Below are 18,645 nucleotides of genomic sequence, written 5' to 3' on the forward strand. Positions count from 1 at the left end.
TCGCGATGGACGTCAACGATGACACCGGAAACCTGACACCCCACGGTGTTCTCAGGTTTATCGCGAGCAAGCTCGCTCCTGCAGGGGGGATACGTGACGGGTGGCCTGTCATCCGTCGCAACCGTTGTAACCGCGTTAATCAAAAAGTTAATAACAATAAAACGAGGATGTAGGGATGAAGATGAAGAACAAGGCCCGGTTGATCTGCCAGGTGTCAGCAGCGGCAGCACTGGTTCTGGCCGGTAATGCGATGGCCGATGAAGCGTTCAGCTCCGACTCCAAGTGGATGACGGGCGATTGGGGTGGCGAGCGTACCAAGCTGATCGAGCAAGGCATCGACATCAAGATGGACTACGTCGGGGAAGTCGGCGGCAACCTGCATGGCGGGTTTAACGACGACAAGACTGCGCGCTACTCCGACCAGTTTGGCCTGGGGGCCGCGCTGGATCTGCAAAAACTGCTGGGCTGGGACAATACCCAGGCCAAGATCCAGCTCACCAACCGTAACGGTGAGAACATTTCCAATGACCGTATCGGTGACCCGCGTGCCGGCACCTTGAGTTCCTCCCAGGAAGTCTACGGTCGTGGCCATATGGTCCGTCTGACCCAGTTGTGGATTCAGCATCAATTCTTCGACAACAAGCTGGACGTCAAGGCCGGTTACTTCGGTGAAGGCGAAGACTTCAACACCTTCCCGTGCGAATTCCAGAACCTGGCGTTCTGCGGTTCCCAGGTGGGTAACTGGGCGACCAACATCTGGTACAACTGGCCGGTCAGCCAGGCGGCGATCCGCGTGAAGTACAACATCAATGACGAGCTCTACGCTCAGATTGGCGCGTACAACCAGAACCCGTCGCAGCTGGAGCACGGTAACGGCTTCAAGCTCAGCGGCAGCGGTACGGCGGGCACCGTGTTGCCGGTCGAACTGGTCTGGTCGCCGAAGGTCAACAGCCTGCCTGGCGAATACCGTGTCGGTTACTACAAAAGTACCGCCCCGGCCAACGACGTGCTCGAGGACGACAATGGCCAGAACGCCGCGACCACCGGCAACCCTTATCGTGTCCACGATAGCAAGCACGGCTACTGGTTCGTCGCGCAACAGCAACTCACCAGCCACAACGGTGATGCTTCTCGCGGTCTGAACATCGCCGCCAACGCCACTTTCCACGACAAGGACACCAACTTCATCGACAACTACCAGTCGCTGATGTTTGTGTACAAGGGCCCGTTCGACGCGCGTCCGAAAGATGATGTGGGCATCGGTTTCGCCCGTATCCATGTCAACGATGACGTGAAGAAAAACGCTGAGCTGGTCAATGCGTCCAATGGCGTTTCGGATTACAACGATCCGGTGTTCTCGCCGATTCGTGAAACCGAATACAACTACGAGATCAACTACGGTTTCCACGTGACCAACTGGCTGACCGTGCGTCCCAACCTGCAATACATCACGCACCCGGGTGGTGTGGATGAAGTCGACAACGCGCTGGTGGCCGGCCTGAAAATTCAGTCGGTGTTCTGACGCTGTTGCGATAAGCTCTTCTCCATGTGCGCATTTTTGCGGACAGCCAAGGCTGTCCGCTTTTTTTTGCGGTTGACCCGGCGGGCTTGCTGGTTGCCTTTGTGGCGAGGGAGCTTGTCGAGTCGTCGCACCGTCCCGCTGGACTGCGCAGCAGGCCTTCTGTTGGGGGTGCTTCGCACCCCAGCGGGAGCAAGCTCCCTCGCCACAGATCATTTCAGTGACTGTTAGTACACCCATGTTTTTCAGGACCGTGGCACATGCTTGAGCATCCACTACAACGCTTCTTCAAATCCTTGCGCGAACGTCCGGTGTTTGCGTGGGAGCGCTATCAGAAGCGCGACGTGTTGGTGATCGATCATCCACTGTGTCAGGCGGTGTTCAGTCGTCAGGGCGCGCAGTTGCTGCATTTCCAGCCCAAGGGTCAGAAACCGTGGCTGTGGTGTGCGGCGAAGTGGCCGCAGGTCGGTGCCATTCGTGGCGGCGTACCGGTGTGCTGGCCGTGGTATGGCCGTCATCCAAGTGAAAACGCCTGGCCGTCCCATGGCTGGGCGCGGTTGATCGACTGGAAACTGATCGACAGCAGCCATGATGACGATGGGGTGCGATTGCACTGGCAACTTCAATTGTGCGACTGGCAAGTGGACCTGCACGCGCACCTCGGCGAGCGCATGGATCTGCGCCTGAGCACCGAGCATCAGGACAGCCTGCCGTGCCGGCTGAGCCAGGCTTTGCATGCTTACTGGCGTATTGGTGACGTCGGTGAGGTAGCGCTGTCTGGGCTGGAGGGCGCGCAGGGTTATGACCAATTGAATCGGCAGATATGTCAGCAGGAAGGCGAGTTACGCGTGGAGGGCGGCTGTCAGCGAGTGTTCCAGCACGATGGCGAACTGCAGCTCAACGACCACGCCTGGCAGCGGGCATTGTGCATCGACACGGGGGAGGCGGCCGATACGGTGGTCTGGCATCCGGGGTCGCGGCCGTTGCTTGGCGTGACCTGGAATGAGGTGTCGGAGTTTGTCTGTGTGGAAGCGGCGAGCGGTGGCACCGACAGCCTGTGCCTGAAGCCGGGGGAGCGGGCGCATTTGAGCTTGCAGGCGCGGGCGGGGGGTTAGATTTGTGCTGTTGCTGCTGGCCCCATCGCCGGCAAGCCAGCTCCCACAGCGTCCGCGCCGAACCTGAAATTCGCGAACGCCAATGAAACCTGTGGGAGCTGGCTTGCCAGCGATGAGGCAGGACCGTTCAGCGCAGATTTCGGATCAATTAAACTCGTCACCCATCGGATACCGGCTCGCATTCAAACTCTCTTTGATCTTGCGCAAATGCGGCTGGAAATCCACGCCACGGCGCAAGGTCATGCCGGTGGCGAGCACGTCCAGCACGGTGAGCTGGATGATCCGCGAAGTCATCGGCATGTAGATGTCAGTGTCTTCCGGCAGCGGAATGTTCAGGCTCAGGGTACTGGCCTTGGCCAGCGGCGAGTTCTCGGCGGTCAAACCCAGTACCGACGCGCCGTTTTCCCGGGCGATGCGCGCCACTTCCACCAGTTCGCGGGTGCGTCCGGTGTAGGAAATGATCACGAACAACTCGCCGGTATGCGCCACGGACGCAATCATGCGCTGCATCAGCACGTCAGCGTGGGCGGTCACGGCCAGGTTGAAACGAAAGAACTTGTGCTGCGCATCCAGGGCCACCGGGGCCGAGGCGCCGAGGCCGAAGAAGTGGATCTGCCGGGCCTGGATCAACAGGTCGACGGCGCGGCTGATCAGGTTCGGATCGAGGGCCTGGCAGGCACTGTCGAGGGAGGCGATGGCGCTGCCGAAAATTTTCTGGGTGTAGGCTTCCGGATTATCGTCGGCTTCCACCGCACGGCTGACGTACGCCGCGCCACTGGCCAGGCTTTGGGCCAGTTGCAGCTTGAGTTCGGGGTAACCGCTGACGCCAAATGAACGGCAGAACCGGTTGACCGTCGGTTCGCTGACCGAGGCGGCCTGGGCGAGGGCGGCGATGCTGAAGCGAGTGGCCTGCTGTGGGTTGAGCAGGATCACCTCGGCGACTTTGCGTTCGGCCTTGTTCAGCTCTTCAAGGCGATTCTGGATCTGTTCCAGTAAATTTCGCACGCGGTCCATAGTGAGTTTCCTTGATTCACCGGCGCCGATAAGCGCGCGGCTAATGCAAAAAGGGCCTTTGGTGTGGCCCATAACGGTGGCCTATCCTACTGATGGCTCTGACCGACCACCACTCGGAATCTGTATTTTGCGAAAATGTTGTGGTTATTACTACATTTTCCCTTGAGTGATGCCTTGAAAAAAGGTATTTGTAGCTTAACTTGATAAAAGAACAAACATCATGCCTTCGATTACGGTTGAACCGTGCACCTTTGCCTTGTTCGGCGCCCTTGGCGACCTGGCCCTGCGCAAGCTGTTTCCTGCCCTTTATCAACTCGATGGTGCGGGCCTCCTGCACGAGGACACGCGGATCATCGCGCTGGCCCGTGAGCCAGGTACCGAACAGCAGCACCTGGCGTTCATCGCCGCCGAGCTGCGCCGCTACGTCGGTGCCAAAGAGCTGGACGATGCCGTGGTCGAACGCTTCCTGGCCCGCCTGAGCTACCTGCACGTCGACTTCCTCAAATCCGAAGACTATGTGGCCCTGGCTGAGATGGCCGGCAGCGCACAGCGGGTGATTGCCTATTTCGCCACGCCGGCAGCGGTGTATGGCGCGATCTGCGAAAACCTGGCGAAGGTCGGCCTGGCGGAAAACACCCGCGTGGTGCTGGAAAAACCCATCGGCTCGGACCTGGAATCCTCGCGCAAGGTCAACGATGCCGTGGCGCAGTTCTTCCCGGAAAACCGCACTTATCGCATCGACCACTACCTGGGCAAGGAAACGGTCCAGAACCTGATCGCCCTGCGTTTCGCCAACAGCCTGTTCGAAACCCAGTGGAACCAGAACTACATCTCCCACGTGGAAATCACCGTGGCCGAGAAGGTCGGGATCGAAGGCCGCTGGGGTTACTTCGACAAGGCCGGTCAGCTGCGGGACATGATCCAGAATCACCTGCTGCAACTGCTCTGCCTGATCGCCATGGATCCGCCGGCCGACCTGTCCGCAGACAGCATCCGCGACGAAAAAGTCAAAGTCCTCAAGGCGCTGGCGCCGATCAGCCCGGAAGGCCTGACCACTCAAGTGGTGCGCGGCCAGTACATCGCCGGCTACAGCGAAGGCAAACCGGTGCCGGGTTACCTGGAAGAACCCAATTCCAACACCCAGAGCGACACCGAAACCTTCGTCGCCCTGCGTGCCGACATCCGCAACTGGCGCTGGGCCGGCGTGCCGTTCTACCTGCGTACCGGCAAGCGCATGCCGCAGAAGCTCTCGCAGATCGTCATCCACTTCAAGGAACCGTCGCATTACATCTTCGCTCCCGAGCAACGCCTGCAAATCAGCAACAAGCTGATTATCCGCCTGCAACCGGACGAAGGCATTTCCTTGCGTGTCATGACCAAAGAACAAGGCCTGGACAAGGGCATGCAGCTGCGCAGCGGTCCGTTGCAGCTGAATTTTTCCGACACCTGGCGCAGCGCACGGATTCCCGATGCCTACGAGCGGTTGTTGCTGGAAGTGATGCGCGGCAATCAGAACCTGTTTGTCCGTAAAGATGAAATCGAAGCCGCGTGGAAGTGGTGTGACCAGTTGATCGCCGGGTGGAAAAAATCCGGTGATGCGCCCAAGCCGTACGCGGCCGGGTCCTGGGGGCCGATGAGCTCCATTGCTCTGATCACGCGGGACGGGAGGTCGTGGTATGGCGATATCTGATTTGAAACTGCCTCAGGGCGTCAGCGCCCGTGAGTTCAAGAACCCGGCGCAACTGGCTGAAGGCTTGGCGCTGGGCGTGGCCAAACAACTGCGCGAGGCCATCGACGCCCAAGGCACCGCAACACTGGTGGTGTCCGGTGGTCGCAGCCCGGTGGCGTTTTTCCAGCACCTGGCCAAGCAGGCGCTGGACTGGTCAAACGTGGTGGTCAGCCTGGCGGATGAGCGTTGGGTACCGATCGAGCACGCCGACAGCAATGCCGGCCTGCTGAAGAAGTATCTGCTGCAAGGGCCGGCGGCCAAGGCGCAGTTCCTGAGCCTGTACAGCGCCACTGCCAACCTTGAACAGGCGGCTGAACAGGCCGACCGTTTGCTGGCTGAATTGCCGGCAATCGATGTGCTGGTGCTGGGCATGGGCGACGACGGTCATACCGCATCGCTGTTCCCCAACAGCCCTAACCTCGCCGACGCCTTGAAAGCCGATGGCACGCGTCGTTGCTACCCGATGCTGGCGCCGACCGTGCCGCATCAGCGCCTGACCATGAGTCGTGCGCTGCTGGCTTCGGCCAAACATAAAGTGCTGTCGATTTCCGGTCAGTCGAAGCTGACCACCCTGAACACCGCACTGGCTGGTGACGATGTCGCCGCATTGCCGATTCGCGCGTTTTTGCAACCCACGTTAGAGATTTACTGGTGCCCATGAGCCAAGGAACAGCCGCTATGACAAACCCATCCCCGACCGTTTCCATGGCGGACAAAGTTGAACTGATCGACAGCCTCTGTGCCAAGGCGCGGATTCTGCCGGTGATCACCATCGCTCGCGAGCAGGACATTCTGCCGCTGGCCGATGCGCTCGCCGCCGGTGGCCTGACCGCTCTGGAAGTGACCCTGCGTTCGCAGTTCGGCCTCAAGGCCATCCAGATCCTGCGTGAGCAGCGTCCGGAACTGGTGACCGGTGCCGGCACCGTGCTCGATCGCCACATGCTGGCGGCCGCGGAAGCTGCCGGTTCGCAGTTCATCGTGACGCCGGGCATTACCCGTGACCTGCTGGAAGCCAGCGTCGCCAGCCCGATTCCACTGTTGCCGGGCATCAGCAACGCTTCGGGCATCATGGAAGGCTATGGTCTGGGCTATCGCCGCTTCAAGCTGTTCCCGGCTGAAGTCAGCGGCGGCGTCGCGGCCATCAAGGCACTGGGCGGCCCGTTCGGCGAAGTGAAATTCTGCCCGACCGGCGGCGTCGGCCCGGCCAATATCAAAAGCTACATGGCGCTGAAAAACGTCATGTGCGTGGGCGGTAGCTGGATGCTTGATCCCGAGTGGATCAAGAACGGCGACTGGGCCCGCATTCAGGAATGCACCGCCGAAGCCTTGGCGCTGCTGGACTGATCCGCTTCACCTGACACCTCGTTGTGTGTTCTACGGCTTTTCGGTGCGCTTGGTCGGCGCACCGTTTTTTTTGCCCGCAAAAAAACAGGTGTGCGAGCACGTTCGCTCCCACAGGGACATCATGCGATACATACTTACCGCATGACGTGTTTTGGCCAGTGCTAGCCTGCGTTCATCTTATGGAAGAGAGAACGTCATGGACGACAACACTTCAGCAGCACCCGTTTACCTGCTTTCACCGGAACAGATTGCCGGCCCCTATTTCCGCAACCCGAAACTGATCAGACGCAATATCAGCGAAGGTGCCGATGGCATTCCGCTGGTGTTGCGGCTGGCCATCGTCGACGCCATGACCGGCCAACCCGTCACCGACGCGCTGGTGGACATCTGGCACTGCAATGCACGGGGCGCGTATTCCGGCTGGAGCAAGGTCAACCCGGATGTGGAAGTCGATGCCGAAGACATCGGCTCGGTCCCGCGAACCGACGACGATACGTACCTGCGCGGCGGGCAATTCACCGACAAGAAAGGCATCGCCCGGTTCACCACGATCTGTCCGGGGTTTTATGCCGGCCGCACCTTGCACATCCATGTCGCCGTTCGCATCACCAGCGGAAACAACTACCTGCAGGAGCGACACGTCGCGTGGGTCGGTCAGTTGTACTTCCCCGAGGTCGCCGCGCGCTCGGTGCTCAATGCCCGGGAGTACAGCGGTCGCGCCATCCCCGCACTGAGTAACGATCAAGACTTTTTCTATCAGAACATGGGCGGCGAAGCCTCGACCCTGAACATCCACACTCTCGGTCGAGACTCCAATGAAGACGGCTTTTTCGGGCAAATGACCATTGGCATCGACACCTTCGCGGCGTCATCCCGGATCAAGCCCGAGGACTTCGACAAGTTCACGGTGTGAGTCAACTCAGCTCGGTCAGCGCCGTGATCAGTTGGGCCATGTCGGCAGCGGTGGTGGTCAGTCCCGGCGTAATGCGAATGCAGGGACCGCAGGCCGCGCCGCTGCGCATTACGGTGAACAGGTTGTAGTCGTTGAGCAGCCGCTCGACCATCAGCTGCTGATCGTTGTGTGCGGTGAAACGCATCGAGGTGATGCCGCAATACAGTCTTGGGTCATCCGGCGTCAGCACTTCAATGCCCGGCAGCTCATGCGCTGCTCGAACCCACAGGTTGCGCAGGTAATTGAGCCGCATCCCCTTGGCGGCGGCACCGCCCATGGCCCAATGCTCCTCGAGCACCAGCGGCAGGGTCAGTAACGCCGGGATGTTCGGGGTGCTGTAAGGCGTACGGGCGCGAATGTCGGTCATCGGGAAATGCATCTCGCCCATGTCCGGGTCGATGTCAGCCAGGCGTTCAGGGGCAATGTAGAGGAAGCCCAGGGTCAGCGGCGCGCCGACCCACTTGTGCAGGTTATAGGCGGCGAAAGCGATGCCAAGCTCTTCAAGATCGAACTCCAACTGGCCCAATGCATGGGCTCCATCGAGAATCACGTCGACCCCGTGTTCCCTGGCTGCGGCGGCAATCGCCTGTACCGGCATCACCAGACCCGTGCGATGGGTGACGTGGGTCAGGGCCATCAGCTTGAGCCGTGGATAACGCTCGAAAGCATCGCGGTAGGTGGTCAGCAAACTGTCGAAGCTGGCGGGATGCCGGTGTTCGATTTCGATCACTTCGACGCCCCGATGACGCGCCAGCCAGCGGATGGCGCCCTTGACCGTGTCGTACTCCAGATCACACATCAACACCTGGTCGCCCGGCTGAAGGCGGTTGTAGTTACGGATCAGTGACTGCAAGCCGTCCGAGGCATTACGGGTAAGCGCGACAGCTTCGGCGGGCACGTCAATCAGTTCGGCCACCTGTGCACGGATCTTCAGGCCGTCGCTCGCTTCAAAGCGCTGGCGTACGTATACCGAGTTACTGCGGTTGATCAGCTCGATGTTGCGCTGATATTCCTCGACCACCGTGCGCGACATGCGTCCGAAGTAACCGTTTTCCAGGTTGATCGGGCCGGGCTGGACATCGTAGCGATCGGCGAACGTCCGCCAGAAGGATTCATCACGGGCACGGCGGGTGTTATCGGGCATGGGCAACTCGAAGAGTGGATGTCAATGACGTGGTGCAGGTTTGCCATGTTTGGCGCGCAAGGGTTCGAGCAATTCAGACAAGCCGTTGTGATCGATTTCCTGCATCAGGGCCAACAGACCACCCAGTTCGCCGTGGGGAAATCCCTCCCGGGCAAACCAGTTCAGGTAGGGGCCGGGCAGGTCGGCAATGATTCGGCCCTTGTATTTGCCGAAGGGCATCTGGCGAGTCATCAGCAATTCGAGCTTTTCAGGGTTCATCTATCAATCGCCTGGATTCAATCAGTCTGGAAAATACAGGCATTCTGCATGCAGGCCAAATGACAGATCATGCAAAAGAAACGGATACAGATTTAGCCGATATTCATAACTGATTGAAATACATAGGGTAATTGCTCGGTCGAAAGCTGGCATGCGAGGTGCAACACCTATAGCACCTTTCATCCAACCGCAAGGAATTGAAAAATGACCGACGTGAATAAAGAAGCGATTTCTGTACTCAACGACCTGATTGAAACCAGCAAGGACGGTCAGGAAGGGTTCAAGACTTGCGCTGAAGACATTAAACACCCAGAACTCAAGACCCTGTTCGTGCAACGTTCCGCCGAGTGCGCCACGGCGGCTTCCGAACTGCAGAATGCGGTTCGTTCCATGGGCGGCGATCCGGAAACGTCCACCAGTGTCAGCGGCGACTTGCACCGTCGCTGGGTCGACGTGAAGTCGATGTTCACCGGCAAAGACGAAGAAGCCGTGCTCAATGAAGCCGAGCGTGGTGAAGACCATGCCTTGAAGGCCTACCGAGAAGCCATGGAGAAAATCAACAAGCATAACCTGGTGGGTATTCGCGACCTCGTTGAGCGTCAGTATCACGGCGTGCAACGCAATCACGATCAGGTAAAAGCCCTGCGTAACCAGGCGCGCGCACGCTCGTAAGCGTACGTTTGCTGTCAAAAACGCCAGCCAGTCTGGCGTTTTTTTGTGCCTTGGAATGAGTGCTGGACGGGATATGGATAGCTAGCTAATAATTTGTTTCTCAAGTTGTTCACCGAAGCCGTCTATCGTTAAATCGTCCCTTCAAGAGTCCATTTCGTGCCTATCACTTTCCAGGCTTTGTTTGCGCCTGACCTCCGCGCTGTGCAATTCGCGATCAAGACCCTGATCGGCGGAGGCCTGGCGCTGTGGCTGGCCTTGCGTTGGGGACTGGAGCAACCGGCCTGGGCGCTGATGACGGCGTTCATCGTGGCGCAGCCATTGTCCGGCATGGTGCTGCAAAAGGGCTTGGCGCGACTGTTGGGTACATTGGTCGGGACGATCATGTCGGTGGTGTTCATGGGCATTTTCGCCCAGGCGCCGTGGCTGTTCCTGTTGGCCTTGGCGCTGTGGCTCGGGCTGTGCACGGCGAGTTCGACCTTGCTTCGCAGTGCCTGGTCCTATTCATTTGTACTGGCCGGCTACACGGTGGCGATCATTGCCTTGCCGGCCATTGCCCATCCGCTGACGGTGTTCGATCAGGCCGTGGCGCGCTGCACGGAAATTAGCCTGGGGATTGTCTGTGCCACCGCCAGCAGCGCCTTGCTCTGGCCGATGCGGGTCGAGCTGCAACTGGCAGATCAGGCCCGTGCGGCCTGGCGAAGTGGTATGAACGCCGCGCGCGCGACCCTGGCCGGCGATGGTCAGGCGCGAAAGGGTTTGCTGGAAATCCTCGGCCGAATCGTCGCGGTAGATGCCCAGCGCGAACACGCCTGGTTTGAAGGCCGTCGCGGCCGGCAACGTGCGCGCGCCATCAGTGGTCTGAGTCAGAAACTGTTGATGCTGCTGCGCATCGCCCGTTCGGTACGTCGTCAGTGGAAGCAGTTGGTGCCCCAGGAATCGGCGCAATTATTGCCCTGGATGAGCGAAGTCCAGGAGGCACTGAACAGTGGCGACCCCGCGACGTTGCAAGCCTTGCGCCCACGCTTGCTTGATGCGTCCCATGACCCGCACATAAGCTCCGCGCAAAGCTACTGCCTGGTGCGGCTGACCTTGTTGATGGACACCGCGCTGGCGGCCGGTATGGCGCTGCAAGCGGTGGAGCAGGGCGGTGAAACCCTTGACCCGCCACGATCCCTGACCCCGCACCGTGACCTGTCCCTGGCGCTGGTGTTCGGTGCCCGCAGCGCGCTGGCCTTTCTGGTGGTTTCGAGTTTCTGGTTGGCGACGGCATGGCCCGCCGCGACTGGGGCGTTAGTGCTGACGTGTGTGGTGTGCAGCCTGTTCGCCAGCCGTGAGAACGGCGCGCAGATCGGCATGAGTTTCATGCGCGGGATTTTCCTGGCCATCCCGGCGGCCTTCATCGTCGGGCAGATCCTGCTGCCACAATGGAGCGGTTTCGCGATGCTCTGCATGGGCCTGGGCGTGCCATTGTTTTTCGGGGCGCTGGGCATGGCCAAACCGCAGATTGGCGCCACGGCGACCTCGTTCTGCCTGCACTTCATTGTGCTGGTGGCACCGTTGAATCAGATGAGTTTCGACGTTGCGGTGTTTTTCAACAGTGCGCAAGCCATGGTGATCGGCGTGGGGGCGGCGGTGCTGGCCTTTCATTTGCTGATCCTGCGCAATCCGACCTGGCATGGCCGACGCCTGTTGGCCGCGACCCTTGACGACCTGGTGCGCCTGACCCGGCGCAATCTGGCCGGGGCCGAGAGCTGGTTCGGCGGGCGCATGGCTGATCGTTTGCTGCAATTGGCGCGGCATTATCCGGAGCTGCCGGAGCCGGCACGCAGTCGCTGGGACGATGGCTTGCTGGGCCTGGACATCGGCGATGAACTGCTGCACCTGCGCTTGAGCCTGGAGGTGGCGCAGTTACCGGTCAGCGCGCCGCAACAGCGTTATCTGGAACAACTGGAAAAAGTCCTGCAACAAGGCCCGGCCGGCAGTCGTGCCGAGGCGTTGGCCGAGTCGAGCGAAATCTTGTTGCAAACCCTGTATGCCTTGCCCCCTGACGACGCGGTGAAGCTGGCCCAGGGCGCGGTGCTGCAATTGCAAAACAGCTGGCGTGCCTGGTGCCGCCAGCAGGAGGAGGTTCATGGGCTTGCGTGAGTGGGCGGTGGGCGGCGTGCTGCTCAGTCCGTTTCTGATTTATGTGGTGCTGGCGCTGCTGGTGACGGGCGCCTTGCGCCTGCTGTTGCGGCTGACCCCGATGAGTCGCTGGATCTGGCATGAAGCTCTCTTCGATTGCGCCTTGTACGTCTGTGTATTGACCGGGATCACCGTCGTCCTCGGTCCCTTATAAGGAGTTGAATATGCGTACCCCCGTACGTGTCGCAGTAACCCTGTGTCTGGTGGCAGTGGCGATTTTTGCCGGGTTCCATTTATGGCAGTACTACATGCTCACGCCCTGGACTCGCGATGCGCGAATCCGTGCCGATGTGGTGGTGATTTCCCCTGACGTGTCGGGTTGGGTGCGAGAACTCAAGGCTTATGACAATCAACAGGTGAAGGCCGGCGATCTGCTGTTGAGTATCGACCGTGACCGTTTCGAAGCCGCGCTCGAGAAGGCCCAGGCGGTGGTGCAGACCCGCCAGCAACAACTCAGTTTGCGTGAGCGCGAAGCCAGCCGTCGCGCCAGTCTCGGGCCGCAAGCGATCAGCGCCGAACTGCGTGAGAACGCACAAATCAATGCTGGCATCGCCCGTGGCGAACTGCGTGAAGCCCAGGCTGAAGCCAAGATGGCGGAAATCAACCTGGCCCGCAGCCAGGTCCACGCGCCGCGCAATGGCCACATCACCAACTTGCGCCTGGCCGAAGGCAATTACGTGAATGCCGGGCAGTCGGTGATGGCGTTGATCGACGATTCAACCTTCTATGTGCAGGCGTATTTCGAAGAAACCAAACTGCCGCGGATTCGCGTCGGCGATCCGGTGAAAGTCTGGTTGATGAGCGCCGGGGAGGCGTTGCAGGGACACGTGGAAAGCATCAGCCGCGGCATTACCGATCGCAATACCACGCCCGATGGTCAATTGCTGGCGGAAGTGGAGCCGACTTTCAACTGGGTCAGGCTGGCGCAACGGATTCCGGTGCGGATCAAGCTGGACAAGGTGCCCGAAGGGCTGAATCTGAGTGCGGGGATGACGGCGAGCGTGCAGGTGCAGGAGGGTGAGCGCTGAATTGTGCCTGTGGCGAGGAAGCTTGCTCCCTCGCCACAGGTTAGTGGTGGATCAACCGATGCTGATCGCCGGCAACTCGGTCAGGGTCACGCTCTGCTGTTTGCGCGGCGCCAGAATCTCCGCTTCGCCATCCACCACCAGCTCATCACGCTGGTTGAACACGCGAGTGGCAATACGTACACGAAACTTCGGCAGTTTCTCGAGAATCTCCAGACGCACCGTCAGGGTGTCGCCAATCTTAACCGGCTTCTGGAAGCTCATCTGTTGGCCGATGTAAATGGTGCCCGGCCCAGGCAACTCACAAGCCACTGCCGCACTGATCAGCGCGCCGCTGAACATGCCGTGGGCGATACGCTCCTTGAACATGGTGCTGGCGGCGTATTCGGCGTCCAGGTGTACCGGATTGTGGTCGCCCGACATCGCGGCGAACAACTGAATGTCGCGCTCTTCGACGGTCTTGCTGTAGCTGGCGGTCTGGCCGACTTCGAGGGCTTCGTAAGGGGTGTTGGTAACCTGGGTCATCTGTCTCAATTCCTGTGACGAATAAAAAAATTCACAAAAAAGCTATTCGGTTCGGGGTGGCCGGCGGTTGCTCAGGGCCTGGGCGATCCAGGCCAGCACGTCGGCGGTCACTTCATCGCGGTTGCTCTCGTTGAACAGTTCGTGTCGCGCCTGCGGGTAAATAGTCAGTTGCAGGCTCTGGCTGCCGGCCTTGCGCAGGGCATTGGCCAGATCTTTCAGACGTTTGCCTTCGCTCACCGGATCACATTCGCCGCCGATCACCAGCAGTGGCAGGCCCGGATCGATCTGAGCGAGATTGGACGCTTTGCTGATTTGCTGCAACCCGCCGAGCAAATCGATCCACAGTTGATTGGTGCAGCGAAAGCCACAGAGCGGGTCATTGGCGTACAGATCGACTTCCGCCGGATCGCGGCTGAGCCAGTCGAACCGGGTGCGCGCCGGGTTGAATTTCTTGTTGAACGAGCCGAATGACAACCATTCGATCAGCGCACTGCGGCCCTTGGGGCCTTGGCGCATACGTTCGAAGCGGGCGATTTGACGCGCCGCGCGATAAAGCGCCGCGGGCTGGAAGTTCGAACCACTGAGAATCGCCCCGTGCAGGCTGGCGCTGTGGTGCAGCAGATAACCCTGAGCGATGTAGCTGCCCATGCTGTGACCCAGCAGCACAATCGGCACGCCGGGATGCTGCTGGCCGATGTGCTGGTTGAGGCGCGCCAGGTCGCCTACCACTTTGACCCAGCCGTCGGTGTCGGCGAAATGGCCGAGGGTCCCGGTTTCGGCAGTTTTGCCATGTCCGCGCAAGTCCGGTGCATACACGCCGTAGCCCTGATCGCAGAATTTTTCCGCCAGGCGTGCATAGCGGCCGCTGTGTTCCGCCATGCCGTGAGCCAACAGGATCACGGCCTTCAGACTGCCTGCCGGTAGCCACTGGTTGACGAAGAGACGGCTGTGGTCGCTGGTGGTCAGCCAGAAAGTGTTGTGGATCATCGCGGTTCCTTTCCATAGAGGCGGCAGTGCTGCAAGGGATACGGCTTGGTTGCATTGTATAGCGCATCCTGCATCGGGCGTCTGATCAGCCCACGCCACGGCAGGAAGATTCACACGATCTATGACGCCCGTGTGCATATTTGCCTGATTCGCCATAGCTGCTAGTGTCCGTGAAGCTCCGCTTTTCGCTTTTCTGCTTGTAGAGGGATATCGAGAGAAATGACAGAAAAGCGGCCCCGGATAGGTTCAGGTAAAGAGGACAAGAACAATGCAACCTGATTTCTGGAATGACAAACGCCCGGCCGGCGTGCCCCTGGACATTGAAGCGGGTGCCTACAAGTCGGTGATCGAGGTGTTCGAACGTTCCTGCAAGAAGTTTGCTGACCGCCCGGCGTTCAGCAACATGGGTGTCACCCTGACCTACGCTGAACTGGAACGCCATAGCGCGGCCTTCGCCGGTTACCTGCAAGCCCACACCGACCTGGTGCCGGGGGATCGCATCGCGGTGCAGATGCCCAACGTCCTGCATTACCCGATCGCCGTGTTCGGCGCGTTGCGCGCCGGGTTGATCGTGGTCAATACCAACCCGCTGTACACCGCTCGGGAGATGCGTCATCAGTTCAAGGATTCTGGTGCCCGAGCGCTGGTGTACCTGAACATGTTCGGTGCCAAAGTCCAGGAAGTAGTGCCCGACACCGACCTGCAGTACCTGATCGAAGCGAAGATGGGCGACCTGATGCCTGCCGCCAAGGGCTGGCTGGTCAACACCATGGTCAGCAAGGTCAAGAAAATGGTCCCGACCTATCACTTGCCCCAGGCGGTCTCCTTCAAAAGTGCACTGCGCCTGGGCCGGGGCCTGGGGATCAAGCCGCTGAACGCCGGCCTCAATGACATCGCGGTGCTGCAATACACCGGTGGTACCACCGGCCTGGCCAAGGGCGCGATGCTGACCCACGGCAACCTGGTGGCCAATATGCAGCAGGCGCGGGCCTGCCTCAGTCAGACCGCCGTCGACGGCCACCCGCTGCTGCGCGAAGGCCAGGAAGTGATGATCGCGCCGCTGCCGCTGTACCACATCTATGCCTTCACGGCGAACTGCATGTGCATGATGGTGACGGGCAACCATAACGTGCTGATCACCAATCCGCGAGACATCGGCGGCTTTATCAAGGAACTCAAGAACTGGCGGTTTTCGGCACTGTTGGGCCTCAACACGCTATTTGTCGCGCTGATGGATCATCCGGATTTCAAGACCCTGGATTTCTCCAGCCTCAAGCTCACCAATTCCGGCGGCACCGCGCTGGTCAAGGCCACTGCCGAGCGCTGGGAGCAACTGACCGGGTGCCGCATCACCGAAGGCTACGGCCTGACGGAAACCTCGCCAGTGGCTTGCACCAACCCCTATGGCGACCAGTCGCGCATCGGCACGGTCGGCTTGCCGGTGCCGGGCACCACGCTGAAGGTCATCAACGATGAAGGCGTCGAGCAGCCGTTGGGCGAGCGCGGCGAACTGTGCATCAAGGGCCCGCAGATCATGAAGGGCTACTGGCAGAAGCCCGAAGCCACCGCCGAAGTGCTGGATGCCGAGGGTTGGTTCAAGTCCGGTGACATCGCGGTGATCGACCCTGACGGGTTTGTACGCATTGTCGATCGCAAGAAAGACATGATCATCGTCTCGGGTTTCAACGTGTACCCGAACGAAATCGAAGACGTGGTCATGGCCCACCCGAAAGTCGCCAACTGCGCGGTCATCGGGGTGCCGGACGAGCGCTCGGGCGAAGCGGTGAAGTTGTTTGTGGTGGCCCGAGAAACGGGTGTCAGCCTTGAAGAGCTGAAGGCGTACTGCAAGGAAAACTTCACGGCGTACAAAGTGCCCAAGCACATCGTGTTGCGTGAGTCGCTGCCAATGACGCCGGTGGGCAAGATCCTGCGACGGGAATTGCGCGATATCGCCTGATCGGTGAATGGCCGCGCTTTGCGCGGATCGGTGTAGGAGCGAGCTTGCTCGCGATGGTCTTGAACCATGACGAGTAAAGCCGGATGCCCCGCGTCGGCCTCGAGTTTTTCGCGAGCAAGCTCGCTCCTGCATAGATTTAAGCCCCGATTTTCGGGGCTTTCAGGGCTTTATAGGATTTTTGCTCTAAAATGACCGCTTGTCATTCTTGAGTCACGAAAGTGACCGTAGAGGCCGCTTTTGGCTCTAGTCGACCCTTGGCAAAGCTGCTACTCTCGGCGCGCTTTGTGACTTCTCGGCCTTGTAAAAAGCCAGACTCACCAATAAACAAACACCAATAATAATCGCATCAAATGCGGTGCTGAATTCGCGTTGCTGAGGAGTGGGCTTCCATGAACGAAGACTTTTGGAAGGATAAGTACCCAGCTGGAATTGCTGCCGACATCAATCCAGACGAGTACCCGAATATTCAGGCAGTGTTGAAGCAATCCTGCCAACGCTTCGCCAACAAGCCGGCGTTCAGCAACCTGGGCAAGACAATCACCTACGGTGAACTGTACGAATTGTCTGGTGCCTTTGCTGCTTACCTGCAACAGCATACCGATTTGCAGCCTGGCGATCGAATCGCCGTGCAACTGCCCAACGTGCTGCAATACCCGATTGCCGTCTTTGGTGCCATCCGCGCTGGCTTGATTGTGGTCAATACCAACCCGCTGTACACCGCGCGGGAAATGGAACATCAATTCAACGATTCCGGCGCCAAGGCCCTGGTGTGCCTGGCCAACATGGCGCACCTGGCCGAGACCGTTGTGCCAAAGACTGGCGTCAGGCACGTGATCGTCACCGAAGTGGCCGACCTGCTGCCACCGCTCAAGCGCCTGTTGATCAACAGCGTCATCAAGTACGTGAAGAAGATGGTCCCGGCGTACCACCTGCCAAAAGCCGTCAAGTTCAATGACGTGTTGAGCAAGGGGCATGGCCAGCCAGTGGCGGAAGCCAGCCCGGCCAGCAGCGACGTGGCGGTGTTGCAATACACCGGCGGAACCACCGGCGTGGCCAAGGGCGCCATGCTGACCCACCGCAACCTGGTGGCGAACATGCTGCAGTGCAAGGCGCTGATGGGCTCCAATCTCAATCAAGGCTGCGAGATCCTGATCACGCCGCTGCCGCTGTACCACATCTATGCGTTCACCTTTCACTGCATGGCGATGATGCTGATCGGCAACCACAACATCCTGATCAGCAACCCGCGCGACCTGCCGGCGATGGTCAAGGAGTTGTCGAAGTGGAAGTTCAGCGGTTTCGTCGGCCTCAACACCCTGTTTGTCGCCCTGTGCAATAACGAAGGTTTCCGCAAGCTGGATTTCTCGGCGCTGAAAATCACCCTGTCCGGCGGCATGGCCCTGCAACTGGCTGCGGCCGAACGCTGGAAAGCGGTCACCGGTTGCGCCATCTGCGAAGGTTACGGCATGACCGAAACCAGCCCGGTGGCGACGGTCAACCCGATCCAGAACATTCAGATCGGCACCATCGGCATTCCCGTGCCGTCGACCCTGTGCAAAGTCATCGACGATGCCGGCGTGGAACGGCCAATGGGGGAAATCGGCGAACTGTGCGTGAAAGGTCCGCAGGTCATGAAGGGCTACTGGCAGCGTCAGGAAGCCACCGATGAAATCCTCGACAGCGAAGGCTGGTTGAAGACCGGTGACATCGCGCTGATTCAGCCCGATGGCTACATGCGCATTGTCGATCGCAAGAAAGACATGATCCTGGTGTCCGGATTCAACGTATATCCCAACGAGCTGGAAGACGTACTGGCGACCCTGCCGGGCGTGTTGCAATGCGCGGCCATTGGTATTCCGGACGAGAAGTCGGGTGAGGCAATCAAGATTTTCATCGTCGCCAAACCGGGCGTGAACCTGACCAAGGAACAGGTGATGGAGCACATGCGCGCCAATGTCACCGGTTACAAAGTGCCGCGTTCCGTGGAGTTCCGCGATGCATTGCCGACCACCAACGTTGGCAAGATCCTGCGTCGCGAGTTGCGGGATGAAGAGTTGAAGAAGATCAAGGCGAAGAACGCCGCCTAATCAAAGAGCCCCGCCGAAGCGGAAATGCTGTTCAGTTAAGGACGAACACTGTACCTGTGGCGAGGGAGCTCGCTCCCGCTGGACTGCGCAGCAGTCCCATTTTTTGGGCCGCTGCGCGCCCCAGCGGGAGCGA

At 59.7% G+C, this 18,645-nt stretch carries 17 protein-coding genes; 12 read left to right on the plus strand and 5 right to left on the minus strand.

Annotated features, from left to right (window positions below):
* The first annotated feature begins 175 nt into the window (after positions 1-175).
* Together ACVWYU_RS29075 and ACVWYU_RS29080 are read left to right on the plus strand one after the other, a co-directional pair.
* Positions 176-1,522, plus strand: coding sequence for a carbohydrate porin (locus ACVWYU_RS29075; protein WP_090324725.1), 1,347 nt, complete (start codon positions 176-178; stop codon positions 1,520-1,522).
* Between the two features lie 257 nt (positions 1,523-1,779).
* Complete coding sequence (locus ACVWYU_RS29080; protein ID WP_457374337.1) at positions 1,780-2,634, plus strand: D-hexose-6-phosphate mutarotase; 855 nt, start codon at positions 1,780-1,782, stop codon at positions 2,632-2,634.
* Positions 2,635-2,778: 144 nt separating this feature from the next.
* Here ACVWYU_RS29080 and ACVWYU_RS29085 read toward each other — a convergent pair whose 3' ends face one another.
* The gene (locus tag ACVWYU_RS29085; protein WP_457374343.1) at positions 2,779-3,639 is read right to left on the minus strand and encodes a MurR/RpiR family transcriptional regulator; all 861 of its coding nucleotides are present in this window, start codon (positions 3,637-3,639) and stop codon (positions 2,779-2,781) included.
* Between the two features lie 229 nt (positions 3,640-3,868).
* Between ACVWYU_RS29085 and zwf the strand changes: the two genes are divergently transcribed.
* From zwf to ACVWYU_RS29105, 4 genes are all read left to right on the plus strand, one after another.
* A complete protein-coding gene (gene zwf / locus ACVWYU_RS29090) occupies positions 3,869-5,338 on the plus strand; it encodes a glucose-6-phosphate dehydrogenase (protein ID WP_090324722.1) in 1,470 nt (489 codons plus the stop codon).
* Entirely contained in the window at positions 5,325-6,038 is a 714-nt protein-coding gene (gene pgl / locus ACVWYU_RS29095) for a 6-phosphogluconolactonase (protein WP_090324721.1), read from the plus strand. The genes zwf and pgl overlap by 14 nt, the downstream gene beginning before the upstream one ends.
* A gap of 17 nt (positions 6,039-6,055) precedes the next feature.
* The gene (locus tag ACVWYU_RS29100; RefSeq protein ID WP_090324719.1) at positions 6,056-6,721 is read left to right on the plus strand and encodes a bifunctional 4-hydroxy-2-oxoglutarate aldolase/2-dehydro-3-deoxy-phosphogluconate aldolase; all 666 of its coding nucleotides are present in this window, start codon (positions 6,056-6,058) and stop codon (positions 6,719-6,721) included.
* Between the two features lie 196 nt (positions 6,722-6,917).
* A complete protein-coding gene (locus tag ACVWYU_RS29105; protein WP_247257794.1) occupies positions 6,918-7,634 on the plus strand; it encodes an intradiol ring-cleavage dioxygenase in 717 nt (238 codons plus the stop codon).
* Position 7,635: 1 nt separating this feature from the next.
* Here ACVWYU_RS29105 and ACVWYU_RS29110 read toward each other — a convergent pair whose 3' ends face one another.
* Positions 7,636-8,817: an aminotransferase class V-fold PLP-dependent enzyme gene (locus ACVWYU_RS29110; RefSeq protein ID WP_457374338.1), complete on the minus strand. Its 1,182-nt coding sequence runs from the start codon at positions 8,815-8,817 to the stop codon at positions 7,636-7,638.
* A gap of 21 nt (positions 8,818-8,838) precedes the next feature.
* Positions 8,839-9,075 carry a DUF3820 family protein gene (locus ACVWYU_RS29115; protein ID WP_247257792.1) on the minus strand — a complete coding sequence of 79 codons (237 nt, stop codon included), beginning with the start codon at positions 9,073-9,075 and terminating at the stop codon, positions 8,839-8,841.
* A gap of 204 nt (positions 9,076-9,279) precedes the next feature.
* Here ACVWYU_RS29115 and ACVWYU_RS29120 point away from each other — a divergent pair, with 204 nt between their 5' ends.
* The 4 genes from ACVWYU_RS29120 (at position 9,280) to ACVWYU_RS29135 (ending at position 12,959) form a co-directional block, all read left to right on the plus strand.
* Positions 9,280-9,747 carry a ferritin-like domain-containing protein gene (locus tag ACVWYU_RS29120; RefSeq protein WP_390957118.1) on the plus strand — a complete coding sequence of 156 codons (468 nt, stop codon included), beginning with the start codon at positions 9,280-9,282 and terminating at the stop codon, positions 9,745-9,747.
* Positions 9,748-9,903: 156 nt separating this feature from the next.
* Complete coding sequence (locus tag ACVWYU_RS29125; protein WP_457374339.1) at positions 9,904-11,892, plus strand: FUSC family protein; 1,989 nt, start codon at positions 9,904-9,906, stop codon at positions 11,890-11,892.
* Positions 11,879-12,085, plus strand: a complete 207-nt coding sequence (locus ACVWYU_RS29130) for a DUF1656 domain-containing protein (RefSeq protein WP_090324710.1) — start codon at positions 11,879-11,881, stop codon at positions 12,083-12,085. The genes ACVWYU_RS29125 and ACVWYU_RS29130 overlap by 14 nt, the downstream gene beginning before the upstream one ends.
* A 10-nt stretch (positions 12,086-12,095) precedes the next feature.
* Positions 12,096-12,959 (plus strand): efflux RND transporter periplasmic adaptor subunit, encoded by an 864-nt coding sequence (locus ACVWYU_RS29135; RefSeq protein ID WP_090324709.1) that lies wholly within the window; start codon positions 12,096-12,098, stop codon positions 12,957-12,959.
* A gap of 51 nt (positions 12,960-13,010) precedes the next feature.
* Here ACVWYU_RS29135 and ACVWYU_RS29140 read toward each other — a convergent pair whose 3' ends face one another.
* Positions 13,011-13,481: a MaoC family dehydratase gene (locus ACVWYU_RS29140; RefSeq protein WP_090324707.1), complete on the minus strand. Its 471-nt coding sequence runs from the start codon at positions 13,479-13,481 to the stop codon at positions 13,011-13,013.
* Between the two features lie 42 nt (positions 13,482-13,523).
* A complete protein-coding gene (locus ACVWYU_RS29145; protein WP_457374340.1) occupies positions 13,524-14,468 on the minus strand; it encodes an alpha/beta hydrolase in 945 nt (314 codons plus the stop codon).
* Positions 14,469-14,736: 268 nt separating this feature from the next.
* On the opposite strand from ACVWYU_RS29145, the gene fadD2 reads away from it, so the two are divergent.
* Positions 14,737-16,425, plus strand: coding sequence for a long-chain-fatty-acid--CoA ligase FadD2 (fadD2, locus tag ACVWYU_RS29150; RefSeq protein ID WP_247257789.1), 1,689 nt, complete (start codon positions 14,737-14,739; stop codon positions 16,423-16,425).
* A gap of 389 nt (positions 16,426-16,814) precedes the next feature.
* Entirely contained in the window at positions 16,815-18,512 is a 1,698-nt protein-coding gene (gene fadD1, locus ACVWYU_RS29155; RefSeq protein WP_457374341.1) for a long-chain-fatty-acid--CoA ligase FadD1, read from the plus strand.
* The last annotated feature ends 133 nt before the right edge of the window (positions 18,513-18,645 follow it).

The organism is Pseudomonas sp. TE12234 (genome assembly GCF_054061835.1).